Source organism: Aliidiomarina soli, assembly GCF_003986975.1.
Classification (GTDB): domain Bacteria; phylum Pseudomonadota; class Gammaproteobacteria; order Enterobacterales; family Alteromonadaceae; genus Aliidiomarina; species Aliidiomarina soli.
Map to the genome: position 1 here is coordinate 303,349 of NZ_PIPO01000002.1, position 25,681 is coordinate 329,029.

The 25,681-nt window shown below is 49.1% G+C and carries 21 protein-coding genes and 1 tRNA gene; 10 read left to right on the forward strand and 12 right to left on the reverse strand.

What is annotated here, in order from left to right:
• Nucleotides 1-39: 39 nt before the first annotated feature.
• Complete coding sequence (locus CWE14_RS05015) at nucleotides 40-2,154, forward strand: TonB-dependent siderophore receptor (protein ID WP_126798399.1); 2,115 nt, start codon at nucleotides 40-42, stop codon at nucleotides 2,152-2,154.
• A gap of 265 nt (nucleotides 2,155-2,419) precedes the next feature.
• On the opposite strand, the gene CWE14_RS05020 is transcribed toward CWE14_RS05015, so the two are convergent.
• On the reverse strand, nucleotides 2,420-2,983 hold the full coding sequence (locus CWE14_RS05020; RefSeq protein ID WP_126798400.1) for a TetR/AcrR family transcriptional regulator: 564 nt from the start codon (nucleotides 2,981-2,983) through the stop codon (nucleotides 2,420-2,422).
• 88 nt (nucleotides 2,984-3,071) lie between these two features.
• Between CWE14_RS05020 and CWE14_RS05025 the strand changes: the two genes are divergently transcribed.
• Nucleotides 3,072-3,815 (forward strand): SDR family NAD(P)-dependent oxidoreductase, encoded by a 744-nt coding sequence (locus CWE14_RS05025; RefSeq protein WP_126798401.1) that lies wholly within the window; start codon nucleotides 3,072-3,074, stop codon nucleotides 3,813-3,815.
• 163 nt (nucleotides 3,816-3,978) lie between these two features.
• Here CWE14_RS05025 and CWE14_RS05030 read toward each other — a convergent pair whose 3' ends face one another.
• Together CWE14_RS05030 and CWE14_RS05035 are read right to left on the reverse strand one after the other, a co-directional pair.
• Entirely contained in the window at nucleotides 3,979-5,208 is a 1,230-nt protein-coding gene (locus CWE14_RS05030) for a S41 family peptidase (protein ID WP_126798402.1), read from the reverse strand.
• The gene (locus CWE14_RS05035; protein WP_126798403.1) at nucleotides 5,205-6,155 is read right to left on the reverse strand and encodes a GlxA family transcriptional regulator; all 951 of its coding nucleotides are present in this window, start codon (nucleotides 6,153-6,155) and stop codon (nucleotides 5,205-5,207) included. Before CWE14_RS05035 ends, CWE14_RS05030 begins: the two co-directional genes overlap by 4 nt.
• Nucleotides 6,156-6,389: 234 nt before the next feature.
• Between CWE14_RS05035 and CWE14_RS05040 the strand changes: the two genes are divergently transcribed.
• The gene (locus tag CWE14_RS05040; RefSeq protein ID WP_126798404.1) at nucleotides 6,390-6,956 is read left to right on the forward strand and encodes a helix-turn-helix domain-containing protein; all 567 of its coding nucleotides are present in this window, start codon (nucleotides 6,390-6,392) and stop codon (nucleotides 6,954-6,956) included.
• A 61-nt stretch (nucleotides 6,957-7,017) separates the two neighbouring features.
• Complete coding sequence (locus CWE14_RS05045) at nucleotides 7,018-8,163, forward strand: serine hydrolase domain-containing protein (RefSeq protein ID WP_126798405.1); 1,146 nt, start codon at nucleotides 7,018-7,020, stop codon at nucleotides 8,161-8,163.
• A 110-nt stretch (nucleotides 8,164-8,273) separates the two neighbouring features.
• On the opposite strand, the gene CWE14_RS05050 is transcribed toward CWE14_RS05045, so the two are convergent.
• A complete protein-coding gene (locus CWE14_RS05050) occupies nucleotides 8,274-9,101 on the reverse strand; it encodes a MipA/OmpV family protein (protein ID WP_126798406.1) in 828 nt (275 codons plus the stop codon).
• Nucleotides 9,102-9,326: 225 nt separating this feature from the next.
• Here CWE14_RS05050 and CWE14_RS05055 point away from each other — a divergent pair, with 225 nt between their 5' ends.
• The 3 genes from CWE14_RS05055 to CWE14_RS05065 are packed head-to-tail and all read left to right on the forward strand — an operon-like array spanning nucleotide 9,327 to nucleotide 13,672.
• Entirely contained in the window at nucleotides 9,327-11,711 is a 2,385-nt protein-coding gene (locus CWE14_RS05055; RefSeq protein WP_126798407.1) for a TonB-dependent receptor, read from the forward strand.
• Nucleotides 11,712-11,738: 27 nt separating this feature from the next.
• Nucleotides 11,739-12,440, forward strand: a complete 702-nt coding sequence (locus CWE14_RS05060; RefSeq protein ID WP_126798408.1) for a response regulator transcription factor — start codon at nucleotides 11,739-11,741, stop codon at nucleotides 12,438-12,440.
• Entirely contained in the window at nucleotides 12,440-13,672 is a 1,233-nt protein-coding gene (locus CWE14_RS05065; RefSeq protein ID WP_126798409.1) for a sensor histidine kinase, read from the forward strand. The genes CWE14_RS05060 and CWE14_RS05065 overlap by 1 nt, the downstream gene beginning before the upstream one ends.
• 61 nt (nucleotides 13,673-13,733) lie before the next feature.
• Here the strand turns inward: CWE14_RS05065 and CWE14_RS05070 are convergent, their stop codons facing one another.
• The 8 genes from CWE14_RS05070 to CWE14_RS05105 form a co-directional block, all read right to left on the reverse strand.
• A complete protein-coding gene (locus CWE14_RS05070) occupies nucleotides 13,734-14,012 on the reverse strand; it encodes a helix-turn-helix transcriptional regulator (protein ID WP_126788766.1) in 279 nt (92 codons plus the stop codon).
• Nucleotides 14,005-15,336, reverse strand: a complete 1,332-nt coding sequence (locus CWE14_RS05075) for a HipA domain-containing protein (protein ID WP_126798410.1) — start codon at nucleotides 15,334-15,336, stop codon at nucleotides 14,005-14,007. Before CWE14_RS05075 ends, CWE14_RS05070 begins: the two co-directional genes overlap by 8 nt.
• Nucleotides 15,337-15,666: 330 nt before the next feature.
• A complete protein-coding gene (locus CWE14_RS05080) occupies nucleotides 15,667-17,925 on the reverse strand; it encodes a TonB-dependent receptor domain-containing protein (RefSeq protein ID WP_126798411.1) in 2,259 nt (752 codons plus the stop codon).
• Nucleotides 17,926-18,363: 438 nt separating this feature from the next.
• Nucleotides 18,364-18,440, reverse strand: a tRNA-Arg gene (locus tag CWE14_RS05085).
• 127 nt (nucleotides 18,441-18,567) lie between these two features.
• Nucleotides 18,568-19,140: an outer membrane protein gene (locus CWE14_RS05090; protein WP_157981779.1), complete on the reverse strand. Its 573-nt coding sequence runs from the start codon at nucleotides 19,138-19,140 to the stop codon at nucleotides 18,568-18,570.
• Nucleotides 19,141-19,297: 157 nt separating this feature from the next.
• The gene (locus tag CWE14_RS05095) at nucleotides 19,298-19,894 is read right to left on the reverse strand and encodes an outer membrane protein (protein WP_126798413.1); all 597 of its coding nucleotides are present in this window, start codon (nucleotides 19,892-19,894) and stop codon (nucleotides 19,298-19,300) included.
• 154 nt (nucleotides 19,895-20,048) lie between these two features.
• Complete coding sequence (locus tag CWE14_RS05100; protein WP_126798414.1) at nucleotides 20,049-20,432, reverse strand: hypothetical protein; 384 nt, start codon at nucleotides 20,430-20,432, stop codon at nucleotides 20,049-20,051.
• Nucleotides 20,433-20,533: 101 nt separating this feature from the next.
• On the reverse strand, nucleotides 20,534-21,139 hold the full coding sequence (locus tag CWE14_RS05105; protein WP_126798415.1) for a hypothetical protein: 606 nt from the start codon (nucleotides 21,137-21,139) through the stop codon (nucleotides 20,534-20,536).
• Between the two features lie 182 nt (nucleotides 21,140-21,321).
• Between CWE14_RS05105 and CWE14_RS05110 the strand changes: the two genes are divergently transcribed.
• The 3 genes from CWE14_RS05110 to CWE14_RS05120 all read left to right on the forward strand — a co-directional run bounded on the left by CWE14_RS05110 (nucleotide 21,322) and on the right by CWE14_RS05120 (nucleotide 25,638).
• Nucleotides 21,322-23,994, forward strand: a complete 2,673-nt coding sequence (locus tag CWE14_RS05110) for a bifunctional diguanylate cyclase/phosphodiesterase (protein WP_198676536.1) — start codon at nucleotides 21,322-21,324, stop codon at nucleotides 23,992-23,994.
• A 122-nt stretch (nucleotides 23,995-24,116) separates the two neighbouring features.
• The gene (locus CWE14_RS05115) at nucleotides 24,117-25,106 is read left to right on the forward strand and encodes a Vgb family protein (RefSeq protein WP_126798417.1); all 990 of its coding nucleotides are present in this window, start codon (nucleotides 24,117-24,119) and stop codon (nucleotides 25,104-25,106) included.
• The gene (locus tag CWE14_RS05120) at nucleotides 25,099-25,638 is read left to right on the forward strand and encodes a choice-of-anchor V domain-containing protein (RefSeq protein WP_126798418.1); all 540 of its coding nucleotides are present in this window, start codon (nucleotides 25,099-25,101) and stop codon (nucleotides 25,636-25,638) included. The genes CWE14_RS05115 and CWE14_RS05120 overlap by 8 nt, the downstream gene beginning before the upstream one ends.
• Nucleotides 25,639-25,681: the final 43 nt, after the last annotated feature.

The following is a 25,681-nucleotide window of genomic DNA, read 5'->3' on the forward strand; positions in this document are numbered from 1 at the left end:
CAGGTAACGCTTCTCCCGTTCCTTTATTGAGAAGAAGACATGAAGAAGTTGTGTATATACTCACTGTTGCTCGTTGCTGCGAATGCAACTGCCCAAAGCGATGTCAATCAAGAGCCAGAAAGCAACCAGGCTATTGAGCGCATTCAAGTTAGAGAACACCGAATGCCGTACCGCGGCAATGTTCCCCTGGTTGAGACACCGCAGGCGATCGACCGTATTAATGCCGACACCTTGAGTAACGAGGGCATTACGCGGTTTATCGATGCATTAGATTTTTCACCGAGCGTTGTTAGACAGAATAATTCGGGCGGTATGTTCGACAGTTTTGCCGTTCGTGGCTTTTCCGGGGACGAAAATAACCCTACCGGCTACCTGATAAATGGTTTTAACGTACGCGGCTATAGCGGGAACAGAAGCACCGTTAATATTGAAACAATAGAGGTAATGAAGGGGCCGGGTTCAGCGTTGTATGGTCAGGGCGAACCAGGTGGCACCATCAATATTATCACTAAAAAACCACGATTCGCTGAGCAAGGTTATATTCAGGGGACTTTGGGAAATTACGATAAGAAACAGTTTGAGTTCGATTATACTAACGGTATCAATGATGTGAGTGCTTTCCGTATTAATGGCTCATACGAAGACTCTGATACCTATCGAGACAATGTTTTCATTAGAAATTTAAACTTAAGCCCCTCCTTACTATGGAATATTTCTGACACAACTAATTTAACTTATGAAATGGAAATTCTTGACCAGGAAAAGCCATTAGACCGTGGCGTTTATATTTTAGACAATGATTTTGATGCGGCTAACCCTGGAGACTTTTATGGTGATATTCGGGATGGTGCTCATGAAGTTAAAGCCTTGGGTCACCAATTCACGTTAAATCATACACTGAACCAAGACTGGCATGTGTTAGCTGGTTTCTCGTATAGAGATTCATCTTTTAAAGGCGTCTCCTCAGATACTGAGCTTTCTGACGGCAGACAGTTGATCTATACCGACCCTAACATCTTATCAAGACAGAGAAGAGAGCGAGACTATCAGGCACGCGATCTATCTGCACGCTTCGAAGTTAGTGGTAACCTAGAACTTGCAGGCTTCATAAACAATGTGTTGATCGGTTTAGATTATTATAACTATCACTTAGATACCGATTATAGAGTATGGAGAACAGCTTGGGGCGCGGGTGACACAACCTATAGCATCGATCCTAATAATCCAGAGTACAGGATGGAGCGCCCTGAAGTGTCACCGACGACATTCACCTCTGAGGAGCAGCAAGGTCTCGGCTTCTATGCTCAGAACCTGATTGAAGTGACTGAAAAGTCGAAATTGTTACTTGGTTTCAGGGTAGATAGATTTGAACAGGATATTTTGAATAGACTGACTGATGTCACGCAAACTCAGGATCAGACTCAAGTGACACCACGCGTGGGTTTTCTGCATAAAATAACCGACAATATTAATTTATACACCAGTTATGCTGAAGGGTTCAGACCCAACCCAGGGTTGGATTCGGATAGAAATGCATTTAATCCAGAAGAAACAAAGTCTTTTGATATAGGTGCTAAATGGCAGAATATAGCAGGCCTGTTCTCTGGCAGTCTCGTACTATTTGACGCAGAAAAAACCAATATGCTAACAGCAGAACCTATTACAGGCCTTTCAGCAACTTTAGGTGAAGTCGAAAGTCGGGGGATAGAGTTCCAACTAAGCACTGATTTAACCAGTAATACAAGTATTCACTCGGGGTATAGTTATACCGATGCCAACACAGTCAACGAGGTTATAAATCCCGAGTGGGGCGTGACGGTTCCTGCGGGATCACGGTTAATCAATATTGCGAAACATTCAGGTTATGTTTCCCTGAATCACTATACTCAATTAATGCAGAAAAACACTTTCTTCGGAGCTACTGTGCGTTATGTCGGTGAGCGTTTAGGAGAAACTACTGACCCTGACTATATTTTACCCTCATATACCCTGCTTAACTTGTCTGCTTCTATAGAGTTAAACCAACAATTAAGTGTGAAATTAGATATTAACAACTTATTTGATGAAGAGTACTTCGAAAATTCATATCACAAGCTATGGACGATGCCGGGCGCTCCTCTCAACTATGGCGTCAGTGTGAAATACCAGTTTTAAAAGCTGCTATTTGACTTCAATTCACGACAAAAGCTTTATTTAAGTCTCAAAGACCTGGCCCTTAGTGTCGAAAAACTTCGACACTAAGGCTTCTGTTTGAGAGTGGTTATGTAGTTGCTGAGACGGATGCCGAGACTTTGACGGGAGATGGTATAACAATTAACAAGGGCCCGCGTGAGGTCGTGTCAGATGATCCTAAGATCGACCGAGAAAATCGGTTCGGTTCAATTAAATGGCTGGCGGAGATAGAGAAGTATATCGGTGGCTAATCCGAGCCTTTTACGCTTATGCCATTCAGAAACAAATCTACCAGATGCCCAATACGCGATTTCGGTGAGAGGTCATTTTCGATAGCGATGGAAATGGCAGTTACCATGTAAATAAAATCCTCGTAAGTCACATCGCGACGAATGGCACCCGCTTCATGTCCACGCTGAAGCAGCCGATGCCCTTCGGCGGTGATAGCATTACAACCGGGCGTTCCGCACTGGATAACAGTGCCAATCGAAGTAGCAAGGTTCTGATAAGTGCTCATGTCCCTAGCAAGATCTTCAAGATAAGCTCGTACCGCGTCGCCTGGAGCCAAATCCGGGTCGCGCGCACGGCTGTTCTCCGCCAGCGATAAGAAACGCTCATTACTAGTAGCGGCCAAAAGTGCCTCACGCGTGGGAAAGCGACGATAAAGCGTACCGATACCGACGCCGGCGCGCTTGGCAACTTCTTCCAGCGCAACCCCCGCTCCTTTTTCCTGAAAAAGATCTTCGGCGGCAGTAAGTATAAGTTCGCGATTTTTCTTCGCATCAGCCCGGAGGGCAGGTTCATTATTCAATTTTTTTCCTCTGTTCCTTGTTAAGTGGAGCTTACCTCCATATATTAAGTGGAGCAACACTCCACTTAATTAAGAAAGGTACTAGAAAATGACGAAACGCTTCGAAAACAAAGTCGTGGTGATAACGGGCGGCAGCGACGGCATCGGCCTCGCAACGGCGAAACTTTTCGCCATCGAAGGTGCGCACGTGTACATCACAGGGCGCCGACAAGAACTACTCGACGAAGCTGTAAAAGAGATCGGCCACGGGGCGGTCGGCGTGCCGGGTGACGTGACCAACTCTGCCGACGTCGCTCGGCTTTACGAACGGATCCAACGCGATCACCAAAAAGTCGATGTCGTGTTTGCCAATGCAGGCATTTACGAGGTCGTTCCACTCGATGTGATTGATGATACGCATTTCGACTCGACCTTCAACGTCAATGTTAAAGGCATGGTGTTCACTGTGCAAAAAGCACTACCGCTGATGACAGCGGGAAGTACTGTCGTCCTCAACGGCTCCATCGCTGGCAGTAAAGGCCTGCCAGGCCAATCTCTTTATAACGCCAGTAAGGCAGCAGTGCGCTCTTTCGCCCGAAGCTGGACGAATGACCTTAAGGAGCGAGGCATCCGCGTGAACGTGGTCTCGCCCGGTGGAACAGAAACACGCCTGATACGAAGCTACCTCGACTCGCAACCGGAAGTCGAAGAGGCGCTAAATAAAAGCGTCCCGCTTGGGCGGTTGGGGGAACCTAATGAAGTAGCAAGAGCAGTCCTCTTCCTTGCATCAAGCGAGAGTAGCTTTGTCGCTGGACATGAACTTTTTGTCGATGGTGGCGTTGCTGCGGTTTAGGCGTCGAGCAATTCTAGTCACTCAGCAAGCGGAATAGACTGCAGAGGCTGAAACACTTCTATCTGTGCCTGCGGTCCGCAGCAACAATCGCGTATATAAAGGAACTTCTGACTGGCTTCCCCCGGAAATAACTCATTTTATCAAAGAGATTTCCGGGGGAGTTTCACAGCTGAAAATGTTCCAGTGCCCTCACTAAAACGACATCTAAACCTTTTTCATACTCTTCCCAAGACTGGGTAACTAACTCCTCAGGATATACCGCGTCCGTTGGTTTTTCTAAAAAGGGATAGTAGCGAATCGAGAGACTCAGTTTCCGCTTAGAATTGGGTAATTCAAAACGATAACTTTCAGAAAAGTGATTCGGATCTCCGCCTGTCGGTTCACCTATTACCGTTGCATTAAAAAGCTGTTTAAATTGAACGACGTTGCTCATTGCGGCTGAAAAAGTGTGTCCATCTGTCAGCAGAACAGCGCCTGTGAGCCAATCAAATTGCTTCAGTGGCAACAGGCAGGACGAAAAAGCTAACCCGGTGTAAAAATTACCACCACCGTTACCACGAAAATCAATGATTAGGTACCGGGCATTGCTGGATTCAAGCCTTGATTGCAGGGCATCACAATTATCAAGCACGTCCGCTAAATCAGGATAGCGCCGAAAACGAAAATATGCGGTAGTTTCATCGACTATATCAAGCTGTATCCCAGGCATAGCTATGTCCTGCATTGCGAGAGCAGGCGTACGGGATTGATAAGGAGACTCTATTTGCCCGAATAATGCCATTGAAATTGGCTCGATATGATGCGTAGAAAATGAGTTACCTCTCTTAGTGACGAACTCTGCTTCCTCACCATCAGCCACAATTCCCAGGCCTGCTAAAAGTTTGGCCAACGTCAGATGGAATTCAAAACTGGTTTTTTCACTAAACTGATTATCTACTCCGGAAAGGTGATGTTTTAGTTGCTCATACAAGCCGGCTGTGGGCACGTTATTGATGCTAACCAGCTCACTACCAAGTAAGTGTTCATAATCTTCAGTTGCCGCTATTATCCGCAGCTCGTCGCCAAAGTACTTAAATCGCAGAGGAAAATGGCGGTGAGGGCCTGACATCATAAAATAGTTACTGTGGCCGTCACCAAGCGCAGATGTTATGCCCATTAACCTGGTTTCTATTTGAATTTCGGAAAGGGTATCGAGTTCTGTTTTTAATGTTGCAATCCGCTGATCGAACTCTTCTTCAGATAGTGTATGGAATGGATTTAGGTGCTTTGTTTTAACCTGTTCAACGTAAAAGTCGATATCGTCCGCCCATTCCGTCACTTGCTGTGTGGGCAATGCAATCGCTTGAGTGCAGCAGAGTGTAAATAGGCATATTAGACTGAGAAATCGTTTCACGAGTGAATTCCTTTTGTGAAGGTTGAAGGTGAAACAGAGAACTGCCGATAGAATGCCCGACGGAAACTATCATAACTGTTAAAGCCTATGCGATGAGCAACGTGCTTTACGCTTATGTTTTCGCTTCCCAACAAGTCCCGAGCATAGTTGAGCTTCAACTGTTTAAAGAATGCGCTTGGCGTGCAGTTCAGGTGTTGTTTGAAGATACGGGTAACCTGTCTTTCACTGAGATTAATAAAGCTTGCCATGTCACTGACACTTACTGGTCTGTCTACATGTTGAGCGAGCCAGTCAAGAAGAGGGGAGAGTTTAAAGCTTTCGCCTGATTGTAGCTGTAGCATGTCGGAAAACTGGTTCTGTGACCCAGCACGTTGCACATATACGACCAACTCTTTTGCTACCTTAGCGGCCACTGCATTGCCATGATCCTGACGAATGATAGCAAGCGCTAAATCAACTCCGGACAATACTCCTGCCGACGACCATATGTTTCCGCTATTCACAAATAAGGGTTCCGTTTGGACGTCAATTCCAGGACTGCGACGCGCCAAATCATCACAGTGCCGCCAGTGAGAAGTGACTGTAAGCGGCCGGTCTGGAAACAACTTCGCGAGGACAAACGCACCGGTACAAATACTGAATACTCGCTTTGCTTTAACAGCGACTTCGCGCAGTTGTGCAAGCTGTTTTACGCTCACGGGTAACGTACGCATGCCATTACCACCACAAATAATTAGGTCATCTAATTCAAACTCGTCATCCAGGCACAAATCAGCTTGCAACTGCTGTCCATAAACGGTTTTCACCGTGCCTTTTTGTAAGCCCAATAAGCTGGCCTTGTATGCATTGGGTACAAACGTGTTTGTCTCCATAAAAGCATCCAGAGGACCGAATAAGTCCAATGCCTGAAAACCATTTGCGATAAAAAATACTTGATGAACTGTCATTGATCTCCTCCATAAGCCCAATGTACGGGAAATAGCGGTGGCAGTTAATTCCTAAATACGACAAAAAAAGACATCAGAGGAAAAGTCTGCTGTGGGAGAGTCTCGCGGGTGAAGTTTGCTGGGGTATCAGGACGAGAAATGGCACCTACATGACAGAGTAATGTCGTGACAGTGTCGTGGGTTCTTCGCTATGGTTTAATTCAAATAAACGGGCGAAAAAGCTGAGCAACATCTATGAACCATTCTCACATTGCCAAGCGATTAATTTATCAACGCAAACTCAAAGGCCTCTCGCAGGAGCAGTTGGCGGATCGTACGAATGTGACCGTGCGAACCATTCAGCGTATTGAAAAAGGGCAGGTCACGCCTCATCTGAGAACGGTAAAGCTGTTAGCAGCCGTTTTAGATATTGAAGTAGATGATTTGCTGCAACTCACTACGCCAAATGCCAGCATAGCGCAAACACCCGAACTCAAGTGGCTTCTACTACTGCATGTTTCTCCGTTTGCGGGGTTTGTTCCTCTGCTGAACATTATTGCGCCGCTGCTACTTTGGACCTATAAGCGCGGCGACAACCCCGTTTACGACACCCATGGCCGCGCCGTCGTGAACTTTCAAATCACCAGCACTTTGCTATTTATTCTCTCGTTGGCGGCACTGGTGACTGTGCGGGGATACGGGTTTTTGTTCTTCATGAGCGTTATTCCGATTGTCGTAACAATCATGCTGATCAATATCATTGCCGTCATCCAAAAGCAGAAATTCTATTACCCAGCTATTCCATTCCTAAGGAGCGGCTAGCAGGCCGCTTCGTTCCGCGAACGACGACACATTCATAACTCTTAAATTTAAAGGAAGCATTATGAAAGCAACCATCTATGGTGCGCTGCTGACGGCGGCTGCCTGTTTTTCAGTGAGCATTTGTTCCATCAATGAAGCCGTCGCCGAGTCGGCCACAACGCAGCAACAACTGGAGGAGTTTCAACGGTACTTACGAGCGTTTCGCGAGGAGAAGCACATTCCTAGCCTTTCTGTGGCCGTAGTAAAAGACGGCGAAATCATTTTAGTGGAAAGCATTGGATTTCAGGACCACGATGCCGAAGAAGCTACCACGGAAAACACCTCTTACCTGGCCGCTTCGATTACCAAAACCTTCACCGCCGCAACCTTGTTAGGCATGGAAGCCGATGGTCACATTGACCTCGATGCGGATTTCACGACCTTAAGTGATTGGGGCCGCCGCTGCCATTGGCTAACCACCAGCGGCAACCTGTTTGGCGGTGGCACACTAGAAAACGGCTATCAGGTGCCCGAGATTTCCTGTGATCAAGTGATAACGTTGCGCCATGTGCTGCAGAACCAGGTCAATGGCGAACCGGGTAGCAGCTTCTTCTACAACCCGATTGTATTTGGTCGACTATCGAATTGGGTCGAAGAGAACACCGACAAAAGCTGGCGTTATTGGATGAGAAAATATGTCATTGAGCCGGGCGAACTGGAGCATATAGCAGCCGGCTGGCGTGATGCTAATGCCAGTGGGGTACTAACCCATTTCGCACCGCCGTTTAAAAATACACCCGACGGTTCAAACTGGGCCACACCATGGGTACTGCCAAATACCGAACTCAACGCAAGTTCAGGAATTATCGCCAGCGCCAAAGCACTCGCTGAGTATTCCATTGCCCTGGATGACGAGCGGATCATGTCGGCAAACTTACGTGAGCACATGTGGACACCAACAAACGACACTGAAGGCAATCCAATGCCCTACGCCTATGGTTGGTATGTGCAAAACTGGCAGGACCATCGACTCGTCTGGCACAGCGGTTGGTGGCCAGATGCCTATGCCGGGCTCTTGCTAAAGGCCCCAGATGATGGCCTCACTTTAGTTGCACTTAGCAACGGCGACGGGCTGCGACACGAGATAGACACTCTCACCCAAGCGCAAATTGAGGAGAATCCGCTAGCGTTGAAGTTTTTGCAGGTATTTGTCGGAGGGGCTGAGTAGCAGAGCGGTGGAAACGTGCCGCGAAACCGCCGCTGGCGAACAGTATTGCGTGTGCGCGGGGCGATTATCTGGGTCCCCCCGAGCACGCGCAGTCTGACAATGTAACCAACCTAGAATACGTAGATGAACCCGACGCCTATTTCAGTCTCATAGTTGCTGCGAGCGATTGGGCTAGAGCGAACATCGCTGCTAAAGTGCTCGTACAGTGCTTCGCCGTATATCTGCCAGCTGTCGTTGATATGGTGACGATAATTGAAATCGATCCCCACAGAGCGCAGACCGCTGCTGATTCGTGTTTCATCCAACCCTGATGCCACCGATTGCTGGGCGGTAATGCCAAAACCATTGTTGGCATAGTCGCTATCGTGGAATACCGCAACAAGGTTCACCTCCAGGCCAGAACCGTCTAGCTGGTCACCAAAGCGGCGACCCACGCCAAATAGCCCAAGGTTGCCGTTCTCGCTGGCAACTACGCGGCTAACCAGCCAGTAGCGCCAGTCTTCGGTGAACGCATGGCGAGCTTGCAAGACAAGTTCTAGTCCCTCATCGCTTTCACCGAGCCCATCTAAATAGCCTTTGTCGGAATCATTTTCTTCGCGGCCTTCCTCGAAACCGACTAAGGCTTCCAGTAGCCAGGTGTCGGCGCGCAGGCCACGCCAGCCGAAAGCTTCACCGGCGAAATAGAAAATGTTGTCGCCTCTGCGCCATTGCAACGCACCGGCTGGGTCAATCTCAAAGCCGAATTCGTCCGACCCTTCGTAGGCGGTTTCATATTCGATACCAAGTCCCAAGCCTAAGGCCCAGCCGTCTTCGCCCCGGGTGAAGTCGTCCTGCGATGGCAAGGGCACCATCACTGTTTTTTCTTCTTGCGCTAAAGCTGTTTGAAACAAGAAACCTTGTAGAAGCAAGGCCAGCATTAAACTTGTGACGTTTTTCATGAAAAATTTTCCTGAGTGTAACCGGGCAATGGATGCCCGGGATATGGTTGTTCGAAGGTATATACGAGCAACCTCGGAAAAGAGATCTCAGATTAGCGTTATAGGGGTTATGCAATGTACTCCTGTTGGTTCTCCATATTTCAGCGACTTTTTAGTCACATTGGCTTTGCTAACCTATCAGCGCTTCATAAACTCACTAAGGCTGATAGTTAGAGGAATGCGAATATGAGCAGGTACTTGAAACAGGTATCGTCGTTAATGCTGTGTGGGCTTCTAATAAGCTTCCCGTTTTTTACGCACGCAGCAGAGGCATCCGGTGCGCTGACTTTTATCATCAAAAATCAGAAGACTGACCGGCCACTTCCAACTGCGCAGATTACGCTCACGGAACGTGAAACCAATGCTATACAATCGGTAGAAACCGACTCACAAGGCCGCGTTGTCGTCGACGGTCTCGATCCTGGTCTCTACTCCGTTAGGGTAGCCAAAAACGGATTCGCTCCAGCGTATGAGCCAAGCATCCGCGTGATCACCCGGAAAAATGTCCGAGTAGAGTTCGAACTGGTAGAGCAGACAATTGAGCGAATTCTAGTTCAAGGGCAACGTGCTGAAGCATACGGATCAGGGAGCAGTACCTATCTGGATAGAGAAGCATTACGAAGTGCAGTTGGTGGTGGCGCAGATCCCCTCCTGTCGCTAGATGGTTTACCTGGCTTGGCTTCTTCCAGTGAGTTCGCGAGTTTCAGCGTGCGCGGCCGTGGTCCGAGAGACAATTTGCTATTGGTCGATGACTTTCCGTTTGATAAAGCGATTCATTTTGATGCCACCCTGGGTGAAGAAGAAGATGTCGGTGGAGGTGGCCGTTTTTCGATTTTCGCACCGAACGTGATCAGTGGCGCAGAGTTTTCGCCAGGCGGATGGAGTGCGGCTTATGGGGGGCGGGCTGCATCTTTGCTTAAACTTGAAGTCGCCGATGGTAACCCAAGTCCTTCCGCTAGTTTTCGCTACGATCTTGCGGGTTATGAAGTGGGTTATGACGGTCCGAGCGGCATCACCGAAGACGCTACCTTGTTGGTTTCTGCTCGGAGACTCGACTTCGGTCAATTATTTGAAACCATCGAAGAATTAGACATTGGTGAGCCCGTATTGCGAGACATCCTCGTAAAGTCGGTCACACCTATTAATGACAATCACACTTTAGAAGTTTTGCTGATAGATACACACGAGGATTACACCCGCGGCGTGACACACGTTGCAGAGTCGCCTAACTTCGAAGATGTGTCGCTGCAAGACTCTGAACAAGATAGTAATTTGTATGGTCTGACATTGCGGTCATGGATTGGTGAAACCGCGATCTTGACCAATCGGGTGTACTACCGCAAAAGCGATAAAGTCAGCTCAGAAGGTGAAGCATTCCCGGATCTTGTACCAGAAGGTTCTCCCCCATCGACTTTCCCGGTAAGAGAAAACATTATTACCCTCAGTGAGGGGGAAACGGAGAGCGGTTGGCGTAGCGACTTTGAGACTTTAAACCAATGGGGTGTGTTCAAAGCTGGTATTCGATTAACGCAACTGGAACTGAATTACGACACCTTTTTAGACGGCGACTGGATCCGATTCGTTTACGATGACGAAGACTTTAGACCCGATCCTGATCAGAAATATATTGTACTGACACCTGAGAACATCAACTCGTCATTTAATCAAAAAGAAACGAATTACGTAGGGTACGTCGAGCAGATTTTTGAGCGCGGAGATTGGGATTTTAGCACCGGGCTGCGGTTAGAGCGGGATGGCTTTACAGACGAAAGTTTAGCGTCGCCGCGTTTCAGCGTGAATTGGCGGCCGAGCACAACCATAAGATACTTTGCCACCGCTGGACGTTTCTATCAGTCGCCCCGGTTTTTAGATCTGGCTGCAAATGAGTCGAACAACCTTGAAAACGAAGAAATTACCCATAGCAGTGTCGGCTTTCAACTATTCCCGAGCGACCGCTGGTCGGTGTTGACAGAAGCCTACTATCAAAGCCTCGACAATTTGGTGATCGATCTTGATAGAGCCAGCGGGACATTTGCAAACAGAGGTGATGGCGCTTCGTATGGCCTTGATATCGTGGCCAACGGTATGATTACCGAGGGCGTTTACGCTACCGCAAGCTATTCGTATAACGATGCCGTAGTCGACCGGAAAGACGGCCGCGGTGACGTGGCCGCAGAGTTCAACCGTCGGCATGTCGCTACCATTGGTTTGACCTGGGAAATTAACAATCGCTGGAAGGTTGCTGGACGCTACAAATATCTTTCCGGCAGACCTGACAACGACTTTATTATTCACGCTGACGTATTAGGACCAGGGGAGCCTTTGCGATACTCTCAAGAGCTCACAGAGCGTAACGTCGGTCGCAAAAGTGGATCCGGTTCGTTTAACGTTCGCGTTGACTATCGGCGTGCTCTTGGCCCAGTAGATGTAACGGCATTTCTCGATGTTATCAACGTAACGGCAGCGTCTTCGAGCGATGATACCGAGTTTGATTATCGTCGGGGTGTGCAAGTGAAAGATGATAGTGAAGCGGAACCTCTCATTGGACTGCGATTCGATTACGCCTGGTAAGATTACGCTTGGTAAAGGGAGCAATGAATGGAACAGGTGACTGCGCCGCCGATTAGAGCATTGATTGTCGAAGACAACCGAGACATTTGCGGCAACATCGCAGAGTACCTTGAAAGGCATCATTATGTTTTAGATTTCGCTTACGATGGTATGAGCGCGGTGCAACTCGCCTTGACGAATCCTTACGACGTGATTGTTCTGGACTTGATGCTTCCGAAAATGGATGGCCTGAGCGTTTGCCACAAATTACGCACGGATGCGGCATTAGAAACGCCTATTCTAATGCTAACAGCAAGGGATACGCTTGATGATAAGCTCAAAGGCTTTTCGGTGGGAGCAGATGATTATTTAAGTAAGCCGTTCGAGTTGCAAGAGCTGCATGCGAGACTGCAGGCGCTTTACAAACGAAGTCACAGAAAAGCCGCCAACCTGTTAACCGTAGGGGATTTAACGATGAACAGGTCCACGCTGCAAGTGCATCGAGCGGGGCGTCGTATTGATATTACCCCTGCAGGCATGAAAGTGCTGCAACGATTAATGGAAGCGGCGCCGTCCGTCGTGGCCCGCGATGAGCTGGAAACGCTATTATGGGCTGATGAGCCTCCCGATGGTGATGGGCTGCGCTCGCATATGTACAAGTTGCGTCAGATTATCGATAGGCCGTTTGATAGCCCGCTTATTCATACTGTGCATCGTATCGGCTATCGAATTGCGGAGGAACCAGAGTAATGTACCGTCACAGTTTGCGCAAACGTGTCGCCATTGCATTTGCGGTCTGTGTTGCGGTACTGAGTGTGGCTTGGGGATTCGCCTTCTTCGCTGCAATTAAGTTGAGCGAAGACCGTGTGATGACCCAGCAATTGGAGCATGCTGCTGAAAGCTATCCGGCGTTGACGATGAACCTGCGCGGCTACGATGAGATTGAGAGCTTGCCGGAAGCGCTCAGAGAGTGGGCGCTAACCAATCCCGCTGATGGAACTTACGAATTCACTGCCGAAGAGTTTCATGTCGCGGTCATACCCACCGACAATGAGCAGGGGCGTGCATTTGTAGTTTTTGATGTTGCTGGAATTGAAGCTGAGTCGTCAGAGGATTGGTGGTGGTTGCTGGTCATCACCGGTGTCGTGGGTACGCTTGGTTTGCTTGGCTTTGGGCTCGGCATGGTGGTGATCCGCAGGGCGGTCGCCCCGGTCGCGGAACTCGCTCAAGTGGTGGCGAGCATCGACCTGAAACATCTATCCGCCGGAGACCATAAACGCATCGAGTCTGGCCGTTTCGGCAACGATGAAGTGGGTATGTTGGCTGGTACCATTGAGAAGACACTTGAGCGTATCAGTGCATTTATTGTGCGGGAGCGGTACTTTACCAGCTCAGCCAGTCATGAGTTGCGCACGCCAATCACGGTCATAACCGGCGCGCTTGAGTTGTTGGAGCAAAGCGATTTATCAGCGGCTGATGCAAAGGTGCTAGATCGAGTTCGGCGTGCGACGCACGAAATGAAAACTACGATTGAAATGTTCCTGTGTCTTGCGCGCGAAACCGATGACGGACTGTATGAAGAGCAGTTTGCCGTGATGCCGGTGGTTAGTCAGGCGGTCGAGCAGCAGCGCTACCTGTTGAACGGCAAGTTCGTCGATGTTGATATCGATGCTCGCGCAACGCCCAGAATCAGCGGACATCCCCAGGCTTTTTCTATCGCAGTTAATAATCTAGTGCGAAATGCGTTCGAGCATGCCCATGAAGGGGAGGGCCCGATTACCATTCTGCTTAACGAGCACGAGTTGTTAGTCGCCAATCATGTGAGCAGTGATGCTGATGGGCAAGATACGCCAACAGAGGCATCGTCGTCTCACGGGTATGGGTTAGGCCTGGGGATCGTTCAACGACTGTGTGAGCGCAATGGCTGGTCGTTTGTCCTTAATGTGGATGGAACACGCGTCGCCGCTCGCCTTTCGTGGTAATGTTCGCGTATTTCAGGATGGGAAAAAGCTGGCAAAGCGTGGTTACTGAAATATTTCGACACTAAATGACTCTTTTGACTACTCTAGCACTGACCTGAAAACTCCCCGGTGCGAGTAACTTGTTAACTATTGATAGTCGCGGATCGGTGTTTCCTTTCTCGACATCGCGCAGGGTTTTGTCGGAAACATTGATAAACCTGGCGTAATCGTTCTGATTCATGCCATAGAGCTCCGTTCTAATTTGCTTCACTGCCTCACCAATGGAAATGCTATTGGAAGCCAACGCCGCTTCTATTTGTGCTATCAGTGCTTTGCGCTCATCAGCAGATAGGTCATGCATGATAGACTCCATAGCTCACTAGTTTTTGGTGGATATTGGCAAACCCAATTGCAGGGTACTCAAGTATCTCTTCTGGACAATTTAGCTTGGTCAGCAAATTAGGAAGCTCAATGAGAGGTGTTGCGAGGTTTTTCAAATACGCCAAAAGCGAATCAGGTTCACCAAAGTCACTAAGCTTTTCGACAACCTGGTCAAACCTGACAGTACCGCTACGTTCACAGTCGTCGCTCCACTTAAATAAACGAGTCACCATTTCTGGATCTGCTTTCATCGGGGCAAAGTCGTAAATGGGTGCGAATTGGATATCATTTTCGAACTTTAAAAAGGAGATATTACGGCCATGATTATCGGAGTTACCAAAAACCAAATTCAGCAAGTCTCGCGCAAGGTATTGTGTGGCAAACTCGAAACTAGACATCTGTGTAGTGCTTCTAATTCTTTCCCACACTGTGTGCATAACGGTCAGGTGATTTTGATAGCTACCAGGCGCGGCATTGATGATTGAGTAAATACTTTCCAATCCAATACGAGCGGCAACTGAATTTTCTATGGTTACATCAAACCGAGGCAACCATAGGCTTACTTGGCCTTGATGCTCTTTTAACATGAGACGGTCTACATCAATGGTTTCGATGTCAGTCCCTTGGAGTATTTCTGCGAGAGCCTGATAAAACACCCCTTCAGCTTTAAGCACGTTATTGTCTCGAGGAGAGCGCGTATTTCTGGCGAATTTAGTGAGGTATGGAGTTGCAGAGAGGGCTTTTCCAGCAAAGTCACCGTCAATGAATACTTGGTTATTTTCAACCATCAGCAGTAACTTCGGCGCAGCACCGCCGGCGCCGGTTGCCCCTCCAACAGCCGCACCTTGCTCATGCGCATATTCTAAGAAATCGTGTTGCAACTGAACGACAGATTCGATAGGAAAACGGTGAGCAGTATCGTAATTAATCTGCTCGATGGCTTCTTGAATTCGCAAGTTACCGATAGGCGCCATGCATGCTTTCGTGAGAAGCGCGTAGTTTTGCTCAAACACACTGCTTCTGCTGACATTGAGGTAATTGAGCCACCAAGTACGAGATTCACCTGCAGGTAGTAAATCGTCTAATAGCGCCGGCCAACCTGGGTAATCAATGGGCACGATGCTGACCGGTGCATTTACACTACATGCCCAGCTATCGCGCAGGTCGTAGCGTGGTACATGCCGTATATAATCGGGGAGATATGATAAGGTCACATGGCTATTCATTTTATCTCCGCCAAAGCTAAGCTCAGCGGCATTCCACCATTGCCCTCGATTAAAAAGCTGCAGGGTTACGGTTTTCATAGTCGGACTCGGTAGTTTGATACTGGTATTAATTCAATATAGACCATGAAACGGTAGTATTCTACCTTATATATAAGGGTTTACGGGTTTTTCCGGAATCAAACTACCGGTCGCTAGCCGATGCTAAATTGAAAATTGATGACAGGCTCCCATTATTAGAACCACTCGCGGAATGAATTGAGCTGATCTATTTTCAATGGATACCACAAACTTGTCACAGATCTGGCACTGTAGTGGTCAAGAAGAATTGGCCACAGGTTTGCTATTCAGGCGTTAAATTAAGCCCAGCGAAGTTGCTGGACTCGTTAATTTCCGAAGCGCTCTAACGGGTCAGAACTTCATGCGAGCACCTAATACAAGGTTCCGGCCGCGAAGTGGTGACTGGTCTTTCACAAAAGATGTGTGTGCAAGGGCTAGTTCATTAGTTAGATTGGTTCCTCGAATATAGAATTCGAGATCTTGTCCTTCAGCCCGCTTGACACTGTAAGAGAGCGTGACATTAACCATATTGTACCCTGCAGTCTCCGTTTCGTAAGAAGCGACTCGATCCTGATCAAAGGTACGGTAATATTCGAGGCTGGCTGAAAGCAGTCCCCAGTTCCTGTCGTAGCGAGCTCCGAGCCGTCCTGGTGAAATGCGCGGTAGGTTATCATTTACGTCTTTCATTTCAGTGCGAACATAATCACCGAAGATGGTCAGAAGCGTCTCAGAGTCGATCTGGTGACTGATTTGGCCATCGATTCCGGTAAAACGGACATCGGCTGGAGTATAAATAAGATAACGAAAGAGTGCCCCAGACTCGAGTGTTTCTTCCTCTACCAGGTTGGCGAAGATATAATCATCGATATCTTGACTATACAAGCCAATTTCAAATTGGGTTGGCCCTGTCTTCTTGCGGAATGTCAGGTTTATCGTATTGGCTGTTTCTATTATATCGTCATAGACAGGAAACTCGCTGGAGAAGGTGTTTGCACGAAGTAAACCACCTTCGAGGCTATTGGTGGCGAGATTATTCCCTTGGGCGTACAGTTCCCGCACACTCGGCGAGCGCTGCGAACGACTCAAAGACAGAGCCGCAGAATAGTCATCATCAAAATTCCAGGTTCCGGCAATGGAGGCTGAGAAAGGATTCGATTTTCTCGGTAAATAAGTATCTTCGTGGCGAGTTCTTGCATTATCTATATCCATTTGGATGCCATCTTCTCCAAACAAATCAATGAGGAAGTCCCAATATTCGGGACTCTGGGCTGCGTACATATTGAAAGGTACTGTAACTTTTCTCCAGTCCTGCCGTATTGCCATTTCCAAATCGAATGCACCTATCGAGCGCTGTTCGCTTAGAAAGATCCCAACATTTTCCGTGATGTACTCCAATAGCTCACGGTTATCGGTTGGGTCGGTGCGGTTCAACCCGGTAAAAGTGCTCTCGGTGTATTGAATCCCGAATGTACCAATAAAACCCAGGAGCGGGACGTGGGTCAGTTCGATGCGCCCTTCATATGCATTGTTCCCGTAGTTGGAAAATAGAGTATCACCATCAATTTCATCGTGACCGTAATCTGTATGAGAAAAGCGCAAGCGGGTATGAGTAAATCCGGGCAGAAGATCATCATAGTCCCCGCGTATGTCTATACGCTCGCTACGCAGATCAATATAGGCTGTGTGGCTGTTATCCAGCCCTTCGAAGGGGTTGTTATACTGGTTATGCTCCTCACAATGTAGGTCTAATCCATGAGTGTGGCAGATGCCACCTTCATGAGAGTGGCCGGGGAGCCCATATTCGGCCTCTTGACGCGTATAAGCCAGACCGATGTAACCCTTGTCCGTTATCCAGGATGACCCGACACTGAAGGATGAATTTTCTGAGAAAGAGTCAGCCAGCTCATCACTGCCGAAGTCGCTCGGAACATTGTAATTTTCCGCATCCCGGGTTGCCCCCTCAGCGTGAAAAGCAAACTGACCAAGACTGACAGTTGATCTGGCCGCGAATGACTTCTCCTCGTCGCCAACCCCATAGCGGAGTTCCGCTGCCCCGGTTGCACCATTTTCAGGAAAAGCTTTTGGTATTTTGCTGTCAATGAGATTAATGGCACCATTCATTGCACTGCCACCATATAATGTCGCTACTGGGCCACGCACAATTTCAATTGCATCAAGCAGGAGCGGGTCAGTAGTCACGGCATGGTCAGGGGAAGCTGAGGATGCGTCGAATAGCTCAGCCCCATCCGAAAGAATCTCGATTCGCGGCACTGTTTGTCCGCGAATCACTGGCCTTGAAGCTCCCCCTCCAAAATTGTCCATATGAATACCAGGGAGACCTTCCAGTGTCTCTCCTAGTGTTCCTTGGCGGCGATGCGCAAGCTCATCCCCCGAGAGTATATTCATGGGAGTGGCAGGGCCTGAATTCCGTTGGCCAATTCCTGAATAGGTTACCAAGATTCTTTCAATTTCCGAGGATGACGATAACTTTTTCTCATTTGATGCCGAAGAAGCTTCTTCCTGCGAAGTTTCACTGTTGGCCGCTATAGAAAATAGAGTCGCTACAGAAACTGAAATAACAACACTAATTCTCACCCGTTTATTTGTCATAGATTTCTCCGAATTGCTAGATTGATATGTTATAACATATCAATCTAGCAGGTGACAAACTACGGGAGTGTAGACTCCGAAAGTTTGGGTCGAACCCGATTAGTATTTGATAGACTGCCGATATCGCAATGAGACAAGGTTTTGCCGTCAGTGGATTCGAGAGATAGGAGTCAACAATCGAGAGCTGTCAGCCTGCTTGTGTATTCCTATGCTTTAAGGCAATTGAATGTTTTTTCAGTTGTTTGATAGGTCTTGATAGCATCAAATACCCGTAACGCAGATATTAGAGTGCCAGCTTCTCTAAACGACCGTAACAGGCTCATCTTGGCGCTTTTTAGGCTACTATCGATAAGCGGTTCGACTCAGCCCGCTAAGTTAACGGTCAAACCGAAAAAATAGCAAAGAAAAGAATTGAGAATAAATATGGAAGGAAGAAAATGGCGCGCCCGAGAGGATTCGAACCTCTGACCTCTGCCTCCGGAGGGCAGCGCTCTATCCAGCTGAGCTACGGGCGCATTTTGTACTTGGCGACGGGTTGCCGCAGGGAGCGGCGAGTCACGAAGCGTTGCGATTGTAGGGAAAATGACTGAGGAAGTCCAGCTTCCTCAGTTAAACAGCGATTACTATTGTATTCGTCGTGATTTAAAAGTGGTAAGCAACACCCACTGAGACGGTATCAGCGTCATCAAACGCTAAGCTGGCGCTCAACGAGAACTGCTCATTTAAGTGCAACCGAGCCCCAACAAATGCATCAGTATTCGAGCCATCACCGATGTTGGAATATTGAAGACCACCATTCAATTCAAATTGTTCGGAGACCATATGGCGCACCAGGCCTAGAATACCGAATCCAGTTTCTGAGTCGCTGTCTGAGAACGACTGACCGCCGATATTGGCACTTACTTTGGCGCGCGCATAAAGTAATTGTGGGCCTGCTACGAGAACGGTTTTCTCACTGATTGCGTGGCGGTAGCCAACACCACCAGATACTGAAGTCACGTCAATATCGGTGTCCATAAAGCTGTCACTGGCATATGCAAAATCAGCCAGCATCACAAAGTCGTCGGAGAGTTCTTTAACTAGGGCGGCAGAGATTCCATCCAGACCATCGGCATCAAAATAACTTACTTCAACGTAGTTGAAAGAAGGCGACTGGGCGAGGCTAGGAGCCGAAATTACGCTGGCTAATAATGCAGCTAGATAGGCTTTTTTCATAGATTTTAAGTCCTTATATACTGATTCCATGCACCAAGCAGAGCGCTTGAGCGGCGCTAGCATAGCAAATCGTGCGCATTGATTACAATACGGTGGGATGAAAGAGAATATAGAAAAGCCCGGCGCTAGGCCGGGCTTTGTGGTGGTTACGACGCACTTAGAATGAGTAGTTTAAACCGACGGCGAAGCCGTCAAGGTCACCCATACGTAGCTGGCCTGTGGCTGCCAGGTTTGGCGTCAGGTAGATACGCGTACCAGCCGTGTATGAGGTGAGGCTCTCACGTTCGAAGTCGATGTAGCTGACTTCACCGTTGATCTCAACGCGCGGTAGGATCATCGCACGTACGCCTGCAAAGGCGCCCCAGTCGGTGGTGCTGTCGTCGCCGAGCTCCCAGTCACCGTCAGAACCGAGGCCGTATGTGCTTTGAATGTAGCTGACCTGCGGACCTACATAGGCTGCAACGCGCTCGTCCTGACCAAAGATAAAGCCGAGCCGGCCGGTTGCGATATCCAAGTCGACATTGCCTAACTCGGACCAGTTGCCAGATGTTTCCCCGTAGCTCCCAGAGATAAACATGTAGTTACCTAGGCGCCCGGAAACTTCAGCTTCATACCCATCGAATGTAGTCTCCGCTTCATCCATTTCGACATAGCGGCCTTCGATATAAGAAAATGATGGTGTTTCTGCCATCGCGGTGGTGGCGGTAGCACCCAGTGCAAGGGTGGTAGCAATAACAAGCGATTTAATCTTCATGTGGTCTCTCCTTTTATTCAAGTCCCACACAAAGTCTTGTTGATATGCTGGTTATCGCAAGTAAAACGGCGGCTAAAAGGTGTAAAAATGTCGTTAAAATGCGTAAAGACGCCAGATCTTTACATGATTTGGCGTCTTTTTAATCGTTCGTCATTTACCCGTGACCAGTATTTTGAAGATTCAACATGGCGGATAAGATCATAATAAAGCCGACAACCGCGACTAAACCATGGCCCCAGACAATAACCGGGGGGATTAGTTGGTCGTTGCGGTGATAGCGAAAATACATCCAGAGGCCGAAAAACGCAGCCAACGCTATCAGTGCGACGCCAATGTTTGCCAGCATCGGGTAGCCGACGAAAAAGCTTCCATACAACAAGATAAGAAACCCAGTGATTGCGAAGCCACCATGCCACCAGACAAGAACAGGTGGTGGATTCGCTTCTTTGCCGAACCGCGCAAAGGCCAACATAATACCCAAAAGGACAGCCCATAAAAAAAGTATACAGGCGAGCCCGAGAGCTAGAGCTGGGGTCATAACCTTCTCCTGACTAAAAATTCACCATTAACGTTAGACGAAAACTTTCGATCTGTCAGGCGCTTATGCGGTTTGGTATAGAAAACATACAGGGGCCCCAGTTAAAAGTGAAAACTCACTCCCACTTGAAAGCCGCTCCATTCACCAAACTTCGCGGTGGCGTCTAGCGTTAGATGTTCAAACAGGAAAAATCGGGTGCCCGCATTGTATTGGAGTAGGGTATCGCCGCTGATGGTGTCAAAGTGAATGTAGCTCAGTTCCCCATTGAGCTCGATATTGAGGGTCGCCATATACCGAAGCGTGACGAAGGCCCCAAAATTTGTTTCGCTGTCTTCGGACATACTGCCTTCATCCTGGTAACTGATATACAGAGCCTGGGGCCCGCTGTACAAAGCAACACTATCGCCTTCATAGAGCATGTAGCCAAGGCGTGCCGATGTTATATCCCAGTCGGTTTTTATGTCTCCGGCTTGCGCCGAGACCTCTGCATAACTACCAGCAAGTAGCCAGTGTCGACCGAGTCGGCCTGAAACGTCGAAGCCAGCGCCATCAAAGTCGAATTGATCTTCAAATTCCTGGTAAGTCGCCGATACATAACGAGTAGAAGGTTCAGACCCGATGGCCTGAGCATTGCCCGACCAGCTAACTAAGAACAGGGTGACGAGAGTAAATAGGGTGGAACTGAAGTAGGGTATGCGAATAGACATAGTAACCTGGACCGTATTGTTATTATTCCCACCTTCAGTTTAGCTCAAGATTTTGCACTATTGGTAAACAGGCAAGTTTGGCTTGCTGGCTTTCGCTTTTTGATTCTATTACTGTGAGCCTGCTGAATAATAAAAAATACAAACACCTATCAGAGAATTATATGTCGCCAAGGGCTTCTTTAGTGAGTGAGAACCGTGAGTCTGTGCTACGCACGTTTGCGCGGCTGTTTTCCGTGATTCTTATTTTGACTGCGCTGCTACTTGCGTTTCTGACCTGGCAGCGCACCGTTAGCAACGAGCATCAACGACTGGCTCATACCGGACAATTGATGGCTCAGGGCATGCGCAGCCACCTCAGCACATTCGAATTACTGCTGAACAGCATGGCGGATGAATTGGTCTATCGGGATGTGTTTACCAATCCGGCGGCGGGCGATGCGTTTTTAGCGCGTGCGCAGGAAACGGATGTGGGGCTGGTCGGTTTTGGTCTTGTCGGGCTCGACGGTGAGTTTATTTCCGCTAGCACCCGGGAACTGCGCGCACCTCTGCCCAATGTCGTGACCCATGGTGAAAGCAGAGAAAGTTTTCAGCGAGTGGTGGAAGAAGGACGCTTTCATATTGGGCGGCCCTATTTCTTTGAGGCGGTTGGCGAATGGATTATCCCGATGCGGGTGCCGGTTTACGATGACCAGGGGCAGCTTCGTGCCGTCCTCACAGCCGGCAATCGCCTTGATGGTGGCCACGCTAGCTGGGCGCGAATGCCAATCTCTTCAGCAACTTACCTGTCGGTAGTACGTGCGGATGGCTACCTCAATTACCTTCATCCATTGCCCCTTGAACAGCAGCGCCGGAATGAGCTTTTTACTGAGGTCGTGCCATCCAGTTTGCAGGATATTCTGACCCAGGGGCGCGGCTTCTACCATTATCAGGATACCGCATTAACCGGCCCGGGAGCGTCCTACCTTTGGATCGAGCCCGTAGCTGACTATGACCTGGCAGTCATCTCTGCAACCTCCAGAAGCGCAGTTGTGCAACGCTGGATGACCAATATGGTCATGCCATCGCTGTTGTGGCTTATATTTGCCCTGGTGACCTGGCTTGGTTACCAACGCGCCGCGCGCTTGCTGCGCCGGGCTGACCGTGAGGTTCAGGATAAACGAGAAGCATTGCAGCGTTCGATTTCCCAATACCATGAGCTTACCCGCTTGATTCCTATCGGTGTCTATCAGTTTAAACTGACTCAACAAGGTCGCCATGAAATGACCTACACCAGCGAACGTTTTCGTGAGTTGCTTGGCCTGCAGGATGCCCTCGAACAGTCTGACAGCCTTGCGCAGTATGTATATAACCAGCTTCACCCTGAAGATGCGCTGGCATTTTATAAGCAACAGGAACGCGCCACCAAAGAAACCCGCGACTTCTATTGGGAAGGGCGATTGATTCAGGGGCAGAAGGAGCGATGGGTCAGCGTGCACTCGGTACCGAGCAACGAGCCTAGTGAAAATGGTCGTCTATGGAATGGCGTGGTAGCCGATATTACTGAACGTAAAGAAGCGGAGCATCAGATAAACCTGCTGGCCTTTTATGATGCTCTAACCCAGCTGCCAAACCGTCGTCTGTTGCGGCAACGGCTGGAGAAAGCGGTGCGTATTGCGACTGCGAAAGAAGAATTTGCGGCGCTGCTGTTCATTGATGTGGACAAGTTTAAACAACTCAATGATAGCTATGGTCATGCCGAGGGTGACCGCATGCTGCGCGAGATAGGCGACCGGCTGGAAGAACTGGTTCGCGATTACGATACAGTCGCGCGGCTGGGGGGCGACGAGTTTGTAGTTTTGTTGAGCAGGCTTAGCAACCAGAGTGACAAAGCGGCGGCTGAGGTCGAAGTTGTGTTGCAGAAGATAGAACGCTTGCTTAACGAGCCATTTCGGATTGGCCAGCAAACCACCCGTATTACTCTGAGCACCGGGATTACGTTGATTGATGGCAGCGAAGACGACATTGATATCATTTTGCAGCAGGCGGATCAGGCAATGTACCGGGCGAAAGATGCCGGGCGCAACACCCAGTGTTTTTACGACGCCAATATTCAGCAGATGATTACCGAACAGCTTGAGCTGCAGCAGGATCTGCGGCATGCGATGAACCACGACGAGTTAGAGCTCTACTATCAACTGCAGCTCGACCGGGAGCAGCAGGTGGCAGGTGTTGAAGCATTGATCCGTTGGCACCATCCAACCCGTGGCATGGTGATGCCCGGTGTGTTTATTCATATTGCGGAACAAAGTGGCGAGATAGTCGCCCTTGGTGACTGGATCCTGCAACGTGCCTGTCGCCAGCTGGTCGAATGGCAGAACCATGCAACGCGGAGCGACTGGACTATTGCGGTGAATGTTAGCGTACGCCAGCTACGGGCCGAAGATTTCGCTGAGAAAGTACTGATTACGCTGGCCGAAACCGGGGCGAAACCGGACAAGCTGGTGTTGGAAATCACCGAGTCGATGTTACTTGTAGATACCGAGCAGGTGATCGAGAAAATGGCCCGCCTGAAGCGCGTCGGCGTTAAATTTTCACTGGATGATTTTGGTACCGGGTATTCATCGCTGGGGTATCTGAACCGCTTGCCTATTGATGAGTTAAAAATAGACCAGAGTTTTGTTCGTGACATGAATCAGGGGGAGCATCACAAAGTGCTGATCCGCACCATCCTGTCGCTTGGACATACTTTGTCACTGACGACTATCGCCGAAGGCGTCGAGAGCGAAGAGCACTTCCGCAGTTTGCTGGCGCTTGGCTGCGACCGCTTCCAGGGCTACTATTTCGCTAAACCGGTGCCGCCGGACCAGCTTCCCTGATGAGCAAATTTTACCGTTTTCAGGTCGCAAACTGTGCAAATATGAACCACAGTTGTAATCAGAGAATGCAAGGTTAGCGTTTTGTAACCTCGTTTGAATTGGTTAATCAATGGAGTTAACAGATGAAAACTGCGATAAATTTAGTGCTGACAACGGCGCTGGCGATCGTTGCTCAGGCCGCTCATGCTGAAGAATTGAATATAGACCTTACCATTGAAGAATGGGAGGTGCCGTTTGAAGGCTCACGTTCACGTGACCCCTGGATTGTTAACAGTGACGAGATTTGGTTCGTTGGCCAACGTTCTCATTACGTCGGTACGTTCACCCCGTCGACCGGAGAATTTACCAAAATCGATCTTGAAGACGGCGCCGGACCACACACCGTGGTGGTCAATGACCGGGGTGCGTGGTACGCCGGTAACCGGGCTGCACATATCGGACATATCGACCGCGAAACCCATGAAATCACCAAAATCCCATTGCCGGGTGATGGCCCCAGAGACGTACACACCTTTGACTTTACCAGCGACGGTGACTTGTGGTTTAGCGTTCAGGGTGGAAATCAAATCGGCTTTATGGACACTGAAACCTACCAATTTACCATGTACGATGTGGAAACAGAGCGAGCCCGGCCGTACGGCGTAATCGTGCATGATGACCAGCCATGGTATGTGCTTTTCGGCACCAATAAACTCGCGACTGTGGTTGATGGCAGCGTGCGGGAAATTGATCTGCCGAGAGAGAATACTCGTCCACGCCGCCTCGCGGTGACGGACGATGGCATGCTCTTCTATGGCGATTATGCAGAGGGCTATATTGGCCGCTACAACCCGCAGACCGAACAAATTGATGAGTGGCGTGCACCAGGCGAGTCTGACTCAAAACCCTATGCGGTGACCAATGACTCAGAAGGCCGTATCTGGTTTGTGGAAACGGGCATTCAGCCGAATCGCTTTGTTGCCTTTGACCCCGAAAGCGAACAGTTCAGTCGGCCATTTGAAGTGCCGAGCGAAGGGGGCAGCGTACGCCACATGGTGTTTGACGAGGAAACCAACTCGATTTGGTTTGGTACCGACAAAAACACCATTGGCAGAGCGACTATCAGTGATTAACCGAGTAACGCTTATAGTCGCAGGGTTGCTAGCAAGCTCTGCGGTGTCTGCCTTTCCGGAGGGTGCCGAACCTGGTTATACGGGCGGCTGGGAGCAGCCTGACTGCAGCGCCTGCCATTTTGCAGGTCCGCCGCAATCAGAACGAAGCGGGATTGAACTCGCAGGCCTTGCTCAGCAGCTCGTGCCGGGGAAGACCTATCAGCTGGAACTCATAGTGCTCGACCCAGAACAACAAGTTGGTGGCTTCCAGCTAGCAATTAGAAACGCCGGGACTGGCGCATCGAGTGGCGAGTTTGAGCCTCAGTCCGGCCAACAGCAGCTTGAGGCGGATGGGATAACCTACCTCAGCCATTCTGAGCCAGCAGAAGCCTCGGCGGACGGAGAAGAACAACGTACTCGTTGGTATATCCACTGGAAAGCCGGCGCTGACCAGGCGGTTGAGATCTCGGTTGCAGCAGTTGCCGCGGATGCCGATGCCTCGCCGTTAGGTGATAATGTTTACACTTTAAGTCGCAAAATCACGGCGGATTAACGCGGCGAACTTGTTTTCATTTTGTAAAAAACGCATGCTATAG